Annotated in this window: 6 protein-coding genes; all 6 read right to left on the minus strand. The window is 75.1% G+C overall.

What is annotated here, in order from left to right; all coding sequences use genetic code 11:
• Positions 1–22: 22 nt before the first annotated feature.
• The 6 genes from AC3ERT_RS16700 to AC3ERT_RS16725 all read right to left on the minus strand — a co-directional run bounded on the left by AC3ERT_RS16700 (position 23) and on the right by AC3ERT_RS16725 (position 17,197).
• Positions 23–3,319: a right-handed parallel beta-helix repeat-containing protein gene (locus AC3ERT_RS16700; RefSeq protein WP_435175068.1), complete on the minus strand. Its 3,297-nt coding sequence runs from the start codon at positions 3,317–3,319 to the stop codon at positions 23–25.
• Positions 3,316–6,681: a hypothetical protein gene (locus tag AC3ERT_RS16705; protein ID WP_435175070.1), complete on the minus strand. Its 3,366-nt coding sequence runs from the start codon at positions 6,679–6,681 to the stop codon at positions 3,316–3,318. The genes AC3ERT_RS16700 and AC3ERT_RS16705 overlap by 4 nt, the downstream gene beginning before the upstream one ends.
• Positions 6,674–8,050 carry a type VII secretion protein EccB gene (eccB, locus tag AC3ERT_RS16710; RefSeq protein WP_435132474.1) on the minus strand — a complete coding sequence of 459 codons (1,377 nt, stop codon included), beginning with the start codon at positions 8,048–8,050 and terminating at the stop codon, positions 6,674–6,676. The genes AC3ERT_RS16705 and eccB overlap by 8 nt, the downstream gene beginning before the upstream one ends.
• 33 nt (positions 8,051–8,083) lie before the next feature.
• Complete coding sequence (gene eccD / locus AC3ERT_RS16715) at positions 8,084–9,484, minus strand: type VII secretion integral membrane protein EccD (protein ID WP_435175072.1); 1,401 nt, start codon at positions 9,482–9,484, stop codon at positions 8,084–8,086.
• Positions 9,485–9,629: 145 nt separating this feature from the next.
• Positions 9,630–13,577 carry a type VII secretion protein EccCa gene (eccCa, locus tag AC3ERT_RS16720; RefSeq protein WP_435175074.1) on the minus strand — a complete coding sequence of 1,316 codons (3,948 nt, stop codon included), beginning with the start codon at positions 13,575–13,577 and terminating at the stop codon, positions 9,630–9,632.
• Positions 13,578–15,094: 1,517 nt separating this feature from the next.
• On the minus strand, positions 15,095–17,197 hold the full coding sequence (locus AC3ERT_RS16725) for a glycoside hydrolase family 30 protein (protein ID WP_435175076.1): 2,103 nt from the start codon (positions 17,195–17,197) through the stop codon (positions 15,095–15,097).
• Between the last annotated feature and the right edge of the window lie 23 nt (positions 17,198–17,220).

Here is a 17,220-nt window from a genome sequence, read left to right on the forward strand (position 1 = left end):
GGTCGCGGCGGGCCGGAAGTCCTTACAGCCGGGCCAGCGGCTCGGGCCGCTGGTGCGGGGGTTCGGGCGGCGCGGCCGGGGGCGGCGCGCTCTCGTCGGGGGCGAGCACCGCGGCCTGCTCGGCTTCCGGCCGGGGCAGGTCGGCGGTGGTCACGGTGCGGGCCCGGGCGCCGGCAGCCAGGTGCTCGGCGAGGCGGTGCGCGCGGTGGGCGCCGACCGGCTCGGGCGAGCGGCCGAAGGTCTCGGCGAGCGCCTGGGCGGCGTCCTCGTCCAGCTGGAAGCCGTAGCCGCGCAGCCGGCGCCGCACCAGTTCCACGGACTGCTCGGGCGTGTAGGGCGCCAGCCGGACGTACTCGGCGAACCCCTGGGCGATGTCGGTGCGTTCGCGCATCAGGCCCATCAGGTGCTCGGGGGTGCCGATCAGCGCCAGTACGGTGTCGCCGGGCACGGCGACGATCCGGGCGAGCGCGCCGAGCACGGCCTCGCGGGACTGCGGGCTGCGCTGCTCGAACGCCTCGGTCCACTCCAGTACGAGCAGGCCGCCGCTGTTCTCCTCCAGCGCGGACGCCAGCCGCAGCAGCGGCTGTTCGGCCCAGCGGGCGGGCAGCGAGGACAGCCGCACATGCCGGGTGGCGCCGGTGGGCAGCAGCCCCAGTTCGGCCAGGCAGCGCCCGTAGAGCGCGGCCAGCGCGCGGCGGCCGCTGCCGGGCGGGCCTTCGAGCACCACGTTGGCGCGGACCGACAGCGGCTCCGGGCCGGCGCCGGGGCGCTGCTGGGCGGCGGCCAGCGCGCGCAGCCGGGTGCGCAGAGCCGCCCGGGCGGTGTCCAGGCCGGTGACGGCGGCCAGCCGCCGCAGGCCGGGCAGTTCGGGCAGTTCGGGTTCGGCGGCGCCGTCGGCGCCGCCGGGGGCGCTGGGCGCCTCGGTGACGTCCTCGCCGGTCAGGACGCTCAACGCGCTGTCGTCCTGGTGGGGTTGGGCGGACAGCCGGGTGGCCTGGCGGCCGATCATCTCCTCGAAGATCTTCCGGGCCACGCGGCCGTTGCCGAAGGTGTCGCCCTTGGGGACCTCCACGAAGTAGCGGTCGAGGGCCTCAAGGGCGCTGTCGTCCAGTTCGTAGTAGTGCTTGGCGCACAGGCCGCGCACGATGGTGACGAGTTCGTCCGGTGCGTAGTTGGGGAACTCGATGGTGCGCGCGAAGCGGGAGGCCATGCCGGGGTTGGAGGCGAGGAACTGGTCCATCTGCGCGGAGTAGCCGGCGACGATGACCACGATCTCGTCGCGGTGGTCCTCCATCAGCTTCATCAGCGTCTCGACGGCTTCCTGGCCGAAGTCGGGGCCGGAGCCGCGGGACTGGTTGGTCAGGGTGTACGCCTCGTCGATGAACAGGACGCCGCCGAGGGCCTTGGTGAAGACCTCGGTGGTCTTGATGGCGGTGCCGCCGATGATCTGCGCGACCAGGTCGGCCCGGGCGACCTCCACGATGTGGCCCTGGCGCAGGATGCCGAGTTCGGCCAGGACCGCGCCGTACAGGCGGGCGACGGTGGTCTTGCCGGTGCCGGGCGGGCCGGCGAAGACCAGGTGTCGGCTCATCGGCGGCATGGGCAGGCCCATCTCCATCCGCCGCTTGGTCATCTTGTTGAGGTCGATCAGGCCGGTGACCTCGCGTTTGACGCTCTCCAGGCCGACCAGCGACTGGAGTTCGGCGAGCGGTCCGGCGCCGGTGGCGCTCTGCACGACCGAGGCGGGGCCGGGCCCGCCGAAGCCGCCGGAGCCGCCGTCCGCGGCGGTGGCGGTCAGCTCCTTGCCGCCGCCCGAACGGCCGCCGTGCGGCCCGGAGTCGTCGCGCAGGTCGCAGTCGTGGATGCCGACCGGCTCGGCGGTCTGCGAGCGGACGGCCTCGCCGGCGTTGTCGAAGACGGTGCAGTTGCTCAGCTCGGCGCGTGAACCGGCCGCGAGGTGCACGCCGTTGGCGGCGGCGCCGTGCACCCGGCAGCCGACGGCGGTCAGGGTGCCGCCGGCCACCCGCAGGCCGTCGCCGTCGGAGCCGCGGAACTCGCTGTCGCGGGCGGTCAGTTGGCTGTCGGTGCCGATGACGACCGTGCCGCCCTCGATGGTCGCGGACTCCACCTCGGCCTGCGCGGAGTCCGCGAGCGCCAGCGCGGTGCCGCCCCCGACCCGCAGCCGCAGCTCCGACAGCCGGGCCGTGACCCGCTCCCCCAGCTCCATGCCGGCGGCGCCGGTCACCGCGACCTCGCCCTCGTCGAGGTCCAGCCGCGCGCCGCCCAGCGCCTGGACGGCGGGGCCGCCGTCGGCGACCGCGAGCCGGGTCAGCCGGATGGCGCCGCCGCCCAGCCGCAGCGCCGCGGTGGACGCGCCGCGCACATCCAGCTCACTCGCGGCGACCTCGGCGCCGTCCTCGGTGAGGACACCCACCGGGGTGCCCTCGATCCGGCAGCGCTCCAGCACCGGCCGGCCGCCCGCCGCGGCGTGCAGCCCGACCTGCGCGGCCCCGCTGACCACGCAGTCGCGCAGCACCGGCGCGCTGTCCTTGACGTACACCGACTCGCCGCGCGAGCCGCTGAAGGTGCACTCGGTCAGGGTCGCGCCCGCGGTACTGGCCAGATACGCGTCCAGCCCGGCGCTGCCCGACACCTCGACGCGGGTCAACTCCGCCCGCCCGTCCTGCTCGACGGCCAGCGCGGGCTTGCCGCTGCCGGTGATCCGGGTGGACTCCACCACGACCGCGCCGCGGCCGTTGACGCACAGGCCGTTGCCCGCCGCGCGGTCCAGGGTCGACGAGCGCAGCGTCAACCGGCCCTGCTCGGCGACCACCACCGCGGAGGAGCCCGCCTCGGCGACGGTGGTGCGCTCCACCACGTTGCCGCCGCCGGAGGTCAGCACCACGCCGGCGCCCCGCGGGTTGGAGACCTGGCAGTCCCGCAGCGCCACCGTCCCGGTGTCCCACGCCAGCACCGCCGTCCACGCCTCGCCCGCCACCCGGCAGCCGTCCAGCGCGGCCTGCCCGCGGCGCACATCGAGCACCGGCGCCTCCGGGTCGGCGCCGCTGAGCAGCAGCCCGGACATCTGCACGGCCTCGGCGTCCACCACCACGGTGCTGCCCGCGGGGGCGTGCACATGGGCGGTGCCCCCGGCGCCGTCGGCGGCCAGCGTGACGGTCCGCACCAGGTGCAGCGCCTCGTCGTAGCGGCCCGGTCCCACCGTGATCAGCGCGCCCTCGGCGGCGTCCGCGAGCGCCTCGGTCAGCGTCCGGTACGCGCCGGGCCGGTCCGGGGAGACCACAAGCACTTGCCGGTTCACTGCGTCGCTCCCTTGTCGTGCGCGCCCGCTGCGGGTGCGTCGGTACGGGCCCGGGCGCCCGGCCGGGGTGCCTCGGGCATCAGGCCGGGCGGGCTGTGCGGCGTACGGGGCCGGTCGGCGTCCGCGGCGACCGGCGTCCTCGGCAGGGCGGCCGCGGCCCGTTCCAGGCTCTCCAGGGCCCGTTCGTCCAGCGCCGTCCGCCCGGGGGCGACCCGGCCGTCCGCGCCGATCTCGGTCGCCGCCATCTCGCGGATCAGCACCAGGTCGCCCGCAGCGGCGGCCGGGCGCAGCACCTTGAACGTGGTGCCCGGCAGGAACACCACCCGGTCCGGCGCGGAGCCGTCCAGGAGGTTGGTGCGCCGCGCGGTCATCGACCACACCACGAACGTCGGGCGCTCGGCGACCTCCTGGATCGGCTGCGCGGAGGCGGCGCAGAACGACCACTCCGTCACCAGCCGCCCGTCGCGGTACCAGGCCCGCTCGGCGTCCGTCAGCTCCGCGCCCAGCACGGCGATGCCCCGGTACGACGGCAGCCGGCGCAGGCCCGACGCCACGCAGCGGGCCAGCGGCACGTGCGGCCCGACCCGCGCGGAGCGTACCGACGCGTCCACGCCCGCGCTGTTGCCCGTCAGGTACAGCCGCACCGCCACCAGGTCGATCAGCGTGTCCGTCGCCTTCTCGCGGCTGCCGCCCCGCAGCCCCGGCACCTCGGACATCACCCGCGACACGGTGCCCGCGGCCACGTCGTACTGGGCGCGGAACGTCTTGCGTACCCAGTCCCGCTCCCGTTCGATGCCCCGCTCCGGCGGCACCGCGCACGCGGCTCCCTTCGGCACGGGCTGCACCCGCACCCCGGAAGGAGCCGCGGGGGCGGGCGGGGTTCCAACGGGGGCCGCGGGCGCGGGGGCCTTCTCGGCGGGGGCGCTGTCCGCGGCCGGCGGCATCGGCTTGACTGGCGGTTCCACGGTCACCGGCGCCGCGGGGAACGCGCCCGCGGACTCCAACCGCAGCCCCGCGGGCCGCGCGGCAGGGGCGGGCGGGGCCGCCACCGGGGCAGCCGGGGCAGGCGGGGCCGCGGGCTCGGCCGCCACCGTCGGCGGGGCAAGCGGCATCGGGGGCGGTGCGACAGGCGGCGAGCTCGGGGGCACGGGGAGGCCGCCCAGGAGGGGGAGCGTCCCCGGGGGCGGGGCGGCGGGGCGTGGTGCCTCGGCGCCGTTCGACGGCAACGCGGCTGGCCCTGACGGCAGTTCGGGGGCAGCCGTCGGCGCGGTGTCCGCGGGCACGGCATCCGGGGACGGGGAGTCCGGGGACGGCGGGAAGATCGTGGCCGGGTGGGCCAGCGGCAGCGGGAGCCGCCGGATGGACGGCTGGTCCGCCTCCGGCATGGGCCGCATGGGTACGAGGACAGCGGGCGCCACGGGCCCGGCGTTCACCGCCTCGGGCGGCGCCGGCGCGCCCTCCTCCGCAACGACCCTGTCCGCTACGCCCGTTGCCACCACCGGCTCCACCGGCTCCACCGCCTCGGGCGGCTCCGGCACACCCTCCCCCGCAACACCCGCGCCCGCCGCGGCCGTTGCCCCCGCCGTCTCCGCCACCACCGCCTCGGATACGACCGCCTCGACCGCGAACGGCTCGGCCACCGCCGGCTCGGCCGGCACCGACTCGGTCGCCGTCGAGGTGACCCACCCCGTGGGAAGGCCCAGCCCCGCGGTGAGTTCGGGCAGCGGCCGGGGTCCGGCAGGCTCCGGTGCGGCGGCGGCACGTGCCGCCGGTGCGGGAGCGGACAGGTCATCGGCGGCGGTGGCCCACACCTCCGCCTGGAACGGGCTCGTCACGGCGGCGGAGGCGGCGGCCTGAGTCGGGGCCGGGGCCGGGGACCCGAGGGTCACCTCGGCCTCGACCGCCTCTGCCGTCACGACATCGTTATCGGCAACGGCGTCCCGAGCAGAGCCCTCGACCGTGACCGGGGTCCAGGGCGCGGTGCCCGCGGGCCGGGTGGCCGGGGGGATCGCCGCGGTCACCGCTTCGTAGGGGTCGGGGACGGCGATCGGCTCGGCGTACCAGGCGCCGGTGTCGACGGCGGGGTCGTCGGCGGGTCGCAGGACGAAGCCGCCGCGGGCGTCGGCGCCCAGCCGCCAGAGCGCGTCCTCAGCCAACGCCCGCATGCGGGCGGCGAGTTCCGGGGAGCCGCGGTGGTAGAGGAAGAGCCGGTCGCCGGGGACGGGGGCGATCCGGCGGACGTCGTCGCCGTCGGCGGGCTCTTCCGGCGGGCGCATCCACAGCCCGCTCTGCACCACTTCGAGGACCGCGTCGAAGGCGTACTCGTAGACGCCCGGGGCGACCGGGTGGAAGCCGGGCAGCGGGGCGCGCACCCCGGCCAGCGCGGGCGGCGGCGCGCCCTCGGTGCCGCGCGGGCTGTAGAGGACCTCGCGGACGAAGGTGGCGCCGCTGCCCGTACCCCCGCCCGCCGGGCTACTCGTCCGACCCCCGCCCGCCGCACCGGCGTCGGCCGCGTCCGCGTCGCCGGGCGCGGCGGGGTCGTCCTCGGCCGCTCCCGTGTACAGCACGACCTGGTGTTCCAGCGCGTCGGCGAGCTGCTGGCCGAGTGCCTCACCCTCCTGCGGCAGCGCGACCGGGCCGTAGTGCACGAAGCGCACCCGGGAGCGGGTCGAGGGCAGCACGGTCTCCCAGAACCGCAGCACGTCCGCGAGCGGGACGGCCGGGCCGCCGGGGCAGCCGAGGACCACGGTCATCACGTCGGGGTCGACGGCGATGAGGCCGAAGAGCCTGCGGCGGTGGTCGTCGGCGCCGTCGGGCAGCGCGCCGCGCACCCACACCCCGCAGGGCAGCGGTTCCACGACGGCGTAGGGGCTGGTGGCCCAGGGGCGGTCGGCCATGGAGAACTGCCAGCGGGGCTTGGGGAAGCCCATCGAGTCGTGCTCGACCGGGCGGCCGGGGCGCAGCCGCAGCCAGCCGGAGCCGTGGCCGCCGGGGATGTAGAGCCCGCCGCCCGCGGTGGGGAGCACCTCGCCGTCGGGCACCACGACGACCTTGCCGAGTTCCTCGGCGATCCGCTGGCCGGCCCGCCGGATCTCCGCGGAGGTGCCGTTGCCGAAGACCATCCGCAGGCTGCCGCCGCTGTCGGCCAGTGCGCGGACCATGGCGTCGGCGGCGGTGTCCGGGGGGATGCCGGGGACGTCCACGACGACGACGGTGTGCTGGTCGTCGCGGGCGAGGGCGCCGGCGAAGCGCCAGGCGGCCTGGTCGTTGCGGCCCTTGGTCTGGAGGAGCAGTGCGTCGCCCGCCGGGCGGCACTGGAGTGCGGGGCCGGGCGGCAGCAGGGACTTGATGCTCTTAAACACCGCTGCCTCCCGTGCCGCTGGTACCCGGCTTGGTCAGTTCGGGGCCGGTGGGGAGCAGGGCGAGCAGGTCGTCGGGGAGCACCGAGACGAGTCCGGACAGGCCGAGCGCGGCGGTGGTGTCGTCGTTGGCCAGCCGGTAGGCGGTGCCGTCGTCGGTGATGAGGAAGGTCCGCGGGTGGGTGGCCTTCTTGAGCACCTCCTCGCGGCTGGCGGCGACGACGCCGTGGCCGGGCGGGACGACCACGGCGCGGCTGCCGGTGGCGGCGGCCCCGGTCTCCAGGACGACCTGCGAGTCGAGCGTGCGGCCGTCGACCTGCTGGGCCAGGCACACCGCCTGCCCGGTGCCGGCGACGGCGGGCGCGCCGGCCACGTCGGGCAGCGCGCCGGCCATGGCGGGGTCGTCGGCGATCTTCACGGCGGCCAGCGCGGAGGCGGGCACCTGGAGCGGCGCGGGGATGTGCGGTTGAGCGGCGAGCAGCGCGGACTCGGTGGCGGTGGTGCGGGCGACGCCGTCCCGGGTCATCACATAGTAGTGGCCCGCGCTCCCGGTCGGGTCGGACGAGGTGTCGGCCGCGCCGCCCGCCGCGGTGCCCGTGGTGAACAGCTGCCCGACGGTGACGGTGTGTCCGGCGACCTTCCCGGCGGGTTCGCCCAGTCCGGCGGGGCGGATCGCGGTGAGGGCGCGGCCGGTGGGCACCGCGGCGAGCCAGTCGGCGGGGGCGGCGGTCTGCCGGTCGGTGTCCAGGCCGAGCGCGAGCAGGGTGGCCTGGCCGGGGACGGGGTACTTGGTGCCCTTCCACAGCAGGTAGCGGGTGCCGTCGGGGCCGGCGAGCAGCGCCTGCCGGCCGGCGGGGACGGCGGTGGTGTGCCCGGCGGGGCTGAGGTCCAGGCTCTGCCCGCCGTTGAGTTCCGGGCGCAGGCAGCGGGTCCAGGTGTTGCCGAGCACCTCGGCGGGGGCGGGGACCTCGTCGGGTGCGCCGGGGATGCCGACGGCGGTGCCGTGCGGGATGCCCGACAGGTCCTGCTGGGAGACGGTGTGCGCGGTGGCGTGCCCGGCGAGCAGCAGCACCGAGGCGTAGTTGCGGACCGGGCGCAGCACGCCGCCCACGTACAGGTAGCGGTTGCCGGTCTCCTTCTCCACGATGTAGGCGCCCGAGGCGCGCCAGGAGTGGTCGGGGGCGGGCGCGATCAGGCCGTAGACGCCGAAGCCCACGCAGAGCAGGAGAACGATGCCCACGCCGAAGAAGGTGCCGAGCGAGGCGCGGCGGGTGGGGCTGTCGCCGCGGCCGGGGTCGCCGCTGACGAGTGCGGTGGCCAGTCGGCCGACGGCGAACTGGTAGGCCTGGACGTGGTCGCGGCGGGTCTGCACGGGTGGTCCTCCTCTCGGTTCCGGTCCGGGTGCTCAGCTCGTCATCTCGCGCAACCGCGCGTAGACGTGCAGGAGTTGCAGGAGCAGCGGCAGCAGCGCCATGGCGACGAGCATTTCGGTGATGTCGCCGCTGTGGCCCCATACGGGCAGCAGGCGGCCGGTGGGCAGCCGCCAGGCGGCGGCGAGCAGGGCGACGACGGTGAGCAGCAGGAGCGCGACGGCCACGCCGCGGTGGCCGGTGCCGCCGGTGGTCCACTGCTGGAGGAGCAGCAGCGCGAGGCCGCCGCCGGCGGCGATGACGGTGGGCACCCGCTGGAGGGTGCCGGTCAGGCCGCGGGAGCGCAGCAGCACCGCGGCGCCGAAGACCAGCGGCAGCGCCCAGCCGATCCAGCCGTGTTCATGGACCATGAACCAGAACACGACGCCGAAGCAGAGTGCGAAGCCGATGCTGAGGGCGTCGAGGTAGGAGGTGGCGGCGCGGACCCGGCGCTCGACCCGCTCCTGCGGTTCGGGCTCCACGTCCTCCTGCAACTCGGCTGCGTTGTGCGGCAGTTGGGGTACCCGCAGCCGGGCGGCGCGCAGGGTGATCCGGGGGGCGAAGTGGCCGAGGACGAACAGGGCGACGCCGGCCACGGCGACGGCCTGGCCGGTGCGCCAGTCGAAGGCGGTGCGCACTCCGAGGGTGGCGGCCGTGGCGGCGGCGACGACGGCCGCGGTGCCGGGCACCAGGAAGGGCGTGGCGCGCAGGGCGACCAGTGCGACGGCGACCGCGGTGACGCACCCGGCGGTGACCAGCAGCCCGGGCACGCCCGGGTCGAAGCCGCCGCCGGGGCCGGTGCGGAAGGACAGTCCGGCGAGCGCCGCCATGGCCAGCGCGGCGATGCCGCCGGTCAGTACGGCGGCCGGGTCGGCCGTGAACCGGGCGCCGGTGACGGCGGCCGCGGTGAGGACCACGGCGGCGGCGCCCGCGCCGTATCCGGCGAAGTCGCCGGGGCCGCCGCTGAGCAGGGCGAGGGCGAGGAAGGCGGTAGCGAGCGCGGCCATCGTCAGGGCCAGCGCGCGGGTCAGTTCGGGGCGCCAGCGGCCGGGCAGGGCGCCCACGACGTGGGCGACGCCGTCGGCGATGTCGTCGAAGTGCAGGGTCGGCAGCGGTTCCTCGACCGGGCGCAGGTGGAGTACGTCGCCGTGGTGCAGGCCGAGTGCGTCGGGGGTGCCGTCGGGGTCGAGCGGCGGCTCGCCGAGGCGTTGCAGGGACCACGGCGTACCCCGGTCGCGCACGTCGGAGACGACGTGCTCCACGAGGACGGGCAGCAGCGCGGCCAGCGGCAGCGTGACGGGGATCGCCAGGTCGGCCCGGCCGCCGGGGCCGACGACGGTCACCCGGCACACCTCGGTGCCGGTGCCTGCTGCGGGTATCACGGAGGCACTGGTCATCGCGTCGCTCCTGTGCGGTGGGGCACGCCGCCGCCCCGGCCGCCGCGGGCGGCTCGGGGGGTGGCGACGGGGGTACGGTCGGCGGCGGCACTGCGGCGGTCGGTGGCGGGGCGGCGGCCGGGGGCGGCGTGGCGGCGGTTGCGGTTCACTCGGCGGCCACCAGTCCGGTCTGCATGAGCTTGACCGCGCGGCGGGTGACGAGTTGGGCGCGGCCGGCCGGCAGGGTGCGCGGCTTCGCCTCGCCGATGAACTTGCCCTCCTCCTTGGGATAGGAGAAGAGCAGGGCCGGGTTGCCCAGCTCCCACAGGCGGCGCAGCACCGGGTCCATCATGGCCCGCATCGCCCCGGAGGTGCTGCGGGCGACCACCAGGTGCAGCCCGATGTGCGGGGCCTGGGCCAGCAGCGGCACCAGCGGGGTCATCGGGGACGGGGCGCCGGGCGCGCCGGAGAACAGGTCGTAGTCGTCGATGAGCACGAACAGCAGCGGGCCGCTCCACCAGTCGCGGCGGGCCAGGTTCTCCGGTGAGATGTCGGCGCCGGGCACCCGCTTGCCGACCGACACCGCGGCGCTGGCGGCGAGTTGGCCGAGCGCGTCGCTGTCCACGACGTAGCCGACCCGGTACGCCTCGGGGACGGCGGTGAGCAGGCCGCGGCCGGGGTCGGCGACCATGATGCGGGCTTGCTCGGGGGTGTAGCGGGAGGTGATGGCGGCGATCATCAGCCGCAGCATGTTGGTCTTGCCGGTCTCGCTGTCGCCGAAGACCATCAGGTGCGGGGTGGTGGCGAAGTCGTGCCAGGCCGGTTCGAGGCGCTGTTCGTCCCAGCCCATGCAGACCCGCAGGTCGCCCTCGGCGGGCGGGAGTTGGGCGGCCGACAGCCGGCTGGGCAGCAGCCGGACGCCGGGGGCGGGCGTGCCGGTCCAGAAGGCGCCGATCTCCGCGACGGCCTCCTTGGTGGCCGCGGTCAGGTCCTCGGTGTGCGGGGAGCTGTCCAGGCGGGGCAGCGCGGCCAGGAAGTGGTGGCCGCCGGAGGTCAGGCCGCGGCCGGGCTGGTGCGGCACGGCCGCGGCGGCGCGGGCGCCGACCTCGGACTCCAGGGTGTCGCCGAGCCGCAGTTCGAACTTGGTGCCGAGCAGGTCGCGCAGCCGGGGCCGGAACTCCGACCAGCGCACCGCGGAGCCGATCACGTGGATGCCGAAGGACAGGCCGCGGGCGGCCATGTCGATGACGCGCGGCTCGATGTCCTCGTAGTCCTGGCGGAGCGTGCCCCAGCCGTCCACGACGAGGAACACGTCGCCGTAGGGGTCGTCGATCTCGCCGGCGGCGCGCTGGGCGCGGTAGCCGGCCATGGACTCCAGGCCGCGGGCGGCGAACTCGCTCTCGCGGCGCTCCAGGAGCTGGGTCAGTTCGGCGACGGTCCGCTGCACCCGGTCCCGGTCCAGGCGGGTGGCGACCGATCCGACGTGCGGCAGGCCGGAGGTGGACACCAGGCCGCCGCCGCCGAAGTCCAGGCAGTAGAACTGGATCTCCTGCGGGGTGTGGGTGACGGCCAGCGCCATCATCATGGTGCGCAGCATGGTGGACTTGCCGGTGCGCGGCGCGCCGACCAGGCCGACGTGGCCGTCGGCGCCGGACAGGTCGGCGGTGAGCAGGTCGCGGGACTGCTCGTAGGGCTTGTCGACCATGCCGATCGGGAAGCGCAGCGACGCCAGCCGCGGGTAGTCGGCGGCGCTCATGCCGCGCTCGGGGTCCGGCACGATCGCGGGCAGCACCTGGTCGAGGCTGACGGAGGAGTCCAGCGGCGGCAGCCACACCTGGCGGGCGGGCGGCCCGGCGTCCTCCAGCCGGTCGACGAGCACCTCGAGCAGGCTCTCCTGGCTGAGCGGTTCGCCGTCCGGGCCGACCTTCGGCCGGGCCTGCTCCTCGGCGGCCCTGGCCGCCTCGGCCAGCGCGGCTTCCTGCTCGGCGCGGGCGGAGAGCAGTTCGCCGGTGCGGTCCAGTCCGAAGGCGGTGACCTCCTGGGCGGCGCGCTGCTGCGCGGCGGGGTCGGCCCCGGCGGCGGGTTCGGGCGCCGGGCCGGAGACGTAGGCGGCCTTGAACCGTACGAGGTTGGTGGTGTCCACCTTCAGGTAGCCGTTGCCGGGCGCGGAGGGCAGTTCGTAGGCGTGGGAGACGCCGATGACGCTGCGGGACTCCATCGAGGAGAAGGTGCGCAGGGCCAGCCGGTAGGACAGATGGCCCTCGACCTTGTGGATGCGGCTCTCGTCCAGGCGCTGCGAGGCGAGCAGCAGGTGCACCCCGAGGCTGCGGCCGAGCCGACCGACGGACACGAACAGGTCCACGAACTCCGGTTTGCTGGCGAGCAGTTCGGAGAACTCGTCCACGATGATCAGCAGCGAGGGCAGGGGGGCGAGGGTGGCGCCGGCCAGCCGGGCCTTCTCGTAGTCGAAGAGCGAGGAGTGGCCGGCCTCGCGCAGGAGTTCCTGGCGGCGGATCATCTCGCCGTTGATGGAGTCCCGCATCCGGTCGACGAGGTGGATCTCGTCGGCGAGGTTGGTGATGACCGCGGAGGTGTGCGGGAGGCGGTCCATGTTGAGGAAGGTCGCGCCGCCCTTGAAGTCGACCAGCACCAGGTTGAGGACTTCGGAGGAGTGGGTGGCGGCCAGTCCCATCACCAGGGTGCGCAGCAGTTCGCTCTTGCCGGAGCCGGTGGCTCCGATGAGCAGGCCGTGCGGGCCCATGCCGCCCTGCGCGGACTCCTTGAGGTCGAGTTCCACCACCTCGCCCTCGTCGGTGACGCCGAGCGGGACCCGCAGCCGGGCCGACTGGCTCAGCCGGGGCCGCCACTTGGCGGTGGCGTCGAAGGTGCGCGGGTCGCGGATGTTCAGCAGCGACGTCAGGTCGAAGTCGGACTCCAGCGGCCGCTCGGTCAGGTCGATGGCGCCGCCGGTGCGCAGCGGTGCCAGGCCGCGGGCGAGGGTCTCGGCGGCGACGGCACTGAGCGCGTCGGCGGAGGCGGAGGCGGAGGTGTCGTCCCCGGCGGGGAAGCTGACGGTGCCGTCGCGGACGGTCAGCCGCAGCACGTCGTCGCCGCCGAGGAGGGTGCCGGTGGCGTCCAGCAGCAGGGTGTTGCGCAGTCCCTCGCCCAGCAGCCGCGAGCTGTCGGGCAGCCGGACGCCCTGGGCGACGACCACGACGAAGGGCTCGGTGACGTTGGGCGAGGCGTCCGGGTCGTGGTCGGGGCGGTCGCGCACCTCGGGGCCGAGCAGCGCCATCAGCTCATCGTGGTCGCCGGCGGCCAGCCGTACGGCGCCCGCGTCGTCCTGCTCGTCGGGGTGGGCGTTGTGCGGCAGCCACTTGACCCAGTCCCACTCGGCGCGGGCGGCCGGGCTGCCGAGCACGGCCACGCGCAGCTCGTCGGGGGCGTGCAGCACCGCCAGTTGGGCGATGATGGCCCGCATCAGCGCCAGCGCCTCCTGGCCGTCGCCGGCGAACTCCACCCGGGCGAAGCGCCGCAGCGCCACCGGGATCGGCAGGTCGGGCACGGTCTGGTGGGCGCGGGTGAAGCGGCGCAGCGAGATCGCGGTGAGGGGTTCGAGGTCCTCGACGGGCTTCGTCTGGGGCGGGAGGAAGGCCAGTTCGGCGCGGCGGATGCCCATGCCGATCCGGACCCGGGCGAAGTCCTCGTGGCTGGGCCGGCGTTCCCACAGCCGCGGCCCCATCGCGAACGCCCACAGCTCGCGCGGGTCGGGGTTGTCCCACAGCAGGGCGGCGCGCTGCTCGGCGGCGGCGGTACGGGCCTGGCGGCGCTTCTGCGCGAGGTAGCGGAGGTAGTCGCGGCGTTCGGCCCGCATCCGGCGGCGGCGTTCGGCGCTGCTGCGACCGACCTGGGTCAGCGTCATGCTGATCATCGCGACGCCCATCATCCCGGACATCATGTAGGTGGTCGGGCCCATGCTGCGGACGCTGAACATCAGCACCATGGCGCCGGCGCCCAGCCCCATCGGCAGATACAGCAGGGCCGAACCGAAGTCCACGCCGGCGGGTTCGCCCAATACCGGCGGCTCCGCGAGCTCCACCTGCCCGTCGGGCATCGGTGGCCCGTCGCGACGAGGTGAGCGCTTCACCGGCTTAATGGCCAACGCGGTGACTCCCGGTGTGATGGTGCATGCCGCTTCTTCCTGGGAGGCGACTATAGGGAATCCCGTCAGCGTTGCAACAGTCCCCCATTTCTTTTTTCACGCGCCCGACCTCTTGCCGTAACCGCTTCCCCGGGCCGTTCCGTGACCGGTTCGGCTGTCCGCATGCCCGCTTTGCACCGCGCGATCGGGCAGCGAAGGCTGTCTATTCCGGCCGCCGCCAACGGGCGGCCCGCCGATAGCAACAGGCGATTATTCCCCGGGCATTCACCTTTAGTCCTCCGCACGTCGGTTACCTCGGGACCGGGTGGTCACGAAGTGGACACGGCGGTGTCGGCGGAAGGGACGCAGACTTCGAGACGGACGGCATCGCCGCAGGTGGGATGAGGTTTACGGGCGCCGCCGCGCCCGTTCGCCAGGCACCCGGGCGACCTCGTCGGCGGTGGGCGGCGGCCGGTGATCGCCGCCCCGCGGCGGGCCCGCGCCGCGTGTTTCACCGACTGTTTCACCATGCAACCGGTCAGCGCGGAAGCGCGCATCGGGCAGCCGGCCACCGGGAATCGGATCACCCGCGCGCCCCGCGGACCGACTCCCGACTTCCTCCCCCACCGCGCACGGACGGGGAAAAGACGGCCTGAACAGCGCCTTCCGCGACCAAGAACCCAGTCGGGACAAAGGTCCCCACCGAGCCGACATCCGACAAAGCGGTCGCAGTCGGCTCACGGAACCCCGCCACCGGCCTCCGGGGCGGCCAGCTCAGGAGGGCCGGGGCAGACCGCCCGCCCACCGCGGCCCGCGCGCCCACCGGTTTCGCACAGCCCGCACCGCCGGGAAGCCCGCGTCGGCCGGCGGGAACACCACATTCGCTTTCGGCCCACTCCAATTCGCTGCCCACGGCCCACTCCGCGCATTCCGCGAAGCGCCGCACCCATTTCCGCGGTGGCGAACTGCGGAGCCCATTCCACGAAATGGCAGGCCGCCGCCCATTCCGGCACCGAACATTGGCGCCCCCGGCCGCTGTTCCCTTCCCGCGGCACCCGCCGCCGGCGCCGCACCGGCCCGCCGGCACCGCCCCGCCATGGGCGCGCTCCCACCGCTCGACCTCTCCGCGTCCCCGCAGGCCGCAGGCTACCGGCCGGTACCGACACGTACGACGGGCGCCGTCGCGGCCAGGCCACGACGGCGCCCGTACGTAAGCCCACCAGGCAAGACGCGGTCCGTACCAATTACCGCGCATCCGGGAGCCATCACGACACGCCCGGGGTCTCCCCACTTTCTCCACGACCGGACGTGTGGTCGGCCGGGTGAAATACCGCCGACATGGTGGTGGCCGCATGACTGCACTCGGTCACCGGAATTTCCCCAGTGCCCGGCGAGCGGTGCGAACCGCCCGCCGGGCACCCGGCCGCCGGACCGGCGCGGGAGTCGAAAACGGAACCCCCGCAGGTGCGTTGGCCGCGGCCGGCATCCGGCTAGGGAGCGGTGGGCACCGCGGTGGCGGTGAGGTCGTCGAACTGGGTCGCCGTCCCGTAGGTGTCCGTGCCCAGGCCCACCTGGCCCTGGGCATAAGTGGAGTCCGTGACGTCCGCGACGGCCGCACCGTCGATCCGCGCGGTGATCCGGGCGCCGACGAAGGTCAGTTGCAGTCTCGACCAGCTGTCCGCGGCGACCCCGGGAACCGTGCCCGAGGCGAGCACGCGGGTGGTCCTGTCCGGCGCGAGGACCTCCAGCGACCAGCTGCCGGAGTCCGCGAGCTTCAGGGAGTAGCCCTCCCACGCCGTGATCCGGCCGGCGCCCACCGTGTTGAGCTGACCGGCCACCCGGCCCATCAGCGTGGAGGTGGTGCCCTGCCCGATCCGTGCCTTGACCGACACCGTGTAGTCGCCCCACGTCGCGTCGCCCACCAGCGTGAGCGGGCTCGGCACCCGCGCCCACTGGATCGGCTGCCGGCTGATCATCTGCTGGAGGCACTTCCCCCGGCCCCGGCTGCCGGCCGCCGACTGCGCGCCCGCCTGGCAGGGTTCGACCTGGAAGGCGCCCTCCATGTCGGAGACGTAGCGCGCGCTGGCCCCGTCGCGGTAGCCGTTGAAGTCCTCCCGGTACGGCAGCGGCATCGGCTTCGAGGCGGGTGCCTTCGCCGCGGCCCCGCCCTTCCCGCCGGACACGGTGGTCAGCGTGGTGACGGTGCCGGGCTGGAGCGTGGCGGTGTGCGCGCCGCCGGCCGCCGCCGGCACGTCGGCGCCGTGCACGAACCAGTCGGCCGGGTCGGTGGAGTCCAGCGTGGTCGTCCACCGGTGCAGCGCGCCGCGCGGCAGGCCACCGGAGGGCGTCAGCGACACCGTCTGCGGGGCGCTCGCGCCCGTCGTCTCGAAGACGGTGGTGTACGAGGGGTGCGCGCCGGGCGATCTCAGCGTCACATAGGTGCCGCCGCCGTCGAGGTAGCCGCTGGCGGAGTCGATGTACTGCCAGCCCGGATGGGTGAACTGCGCGGTCTGCGCGACCGTCCACAGCGTCGGACCCAGCTGGTAGGCGCCGCTCCAGGGCTCGTTCGCCTTCAGCAGCCCGCTGCCCTGCATCTGCACCGTGGGGTACCAGGCGTACGCCACCGGCCAGTTGATGAAGCCGGTGATGCGCGCGTCGACGTACTCGTGGTTCATCTCGGCCGCCAGCCGGTCCGCGCCGGTCAGGTAGTTGTTCCAGCCGGACTCGCTGGCGAACAGCGGCTTGCCGAGGCTGAGCGCGTCCGGGGTGCTGGAGCAGTGCACCGCGGTGCAGGGGTAGTGCACCCCGACCACGTCGGTGGCCGCGTCGAACGCCGGGTCGTTCTTCATGTCGGTGGCAACCTGCCAGCCGGCGTTGTCGGCGGCGACCACCTTCACCGAGCCGTAACCGTCGTGCTGGAGCGTGGACTTCAGCTGCTCGTACCAGGCCGCGTCCCAGCCCTTCTCGTTCCAGCCGCCCAGGTAGTCGATGTGCAGGCCGTGCTGCTTGGCGCAGCCGAGCCAGCTGGTGAGGTAGCGGATGTTGTCGGCGGACCAGAAGCCGCCGTCGAACCAGCCGGGCGCGCCCCACTCCAGCCCGTAGAACTGGATGTCGGGGTTGCGCTTCTGGGCCTGCTCCATCAGCCACCACTCGTAGCCGCGGTTGCAGTCCACGTCGGTGGCGGTGCGCATGTGGCTCTGCTCGGCGCCGTTGCTGGAGTTGGTGTCGGAGCCGATCTCCACCTTGAGGATCTGGAGCGAGGCGCCGTAGCCGGGCTTGAACATGTAGTCCAGCAACTGGCTGCGCTCGGGTTCGGGGTAGTCGGTGAGCAGCCGCGAGGTGCCGCCGCCCCCGCTGATCGCGCCGACCCCGGCGAAGGTGCGGCCGGTGCCGTTGCCGTCGACCGCGATCTGCTGCCCGCCCGGCTGGGTGGCCGCGCTCGCGCCGGGCGGCGGGGCGAGCAGTGCCACGCAGGCCAGCAGCGCGCTGCCGACCACCAGCGCGACGCGGTGCGGCAGCCGCCGCAGTCCGCGCGGCCGGCGCAGCCGGGCTCTTCGGGCGCGGGGCGCCGGGGGTGCCGTGGGAGTTGCCATCAAAGGTCGCCCTCCTTCGTCCG

Source organism: Actinacidiphila sp. bgisy145 (genome assembly GCF_057708125.1).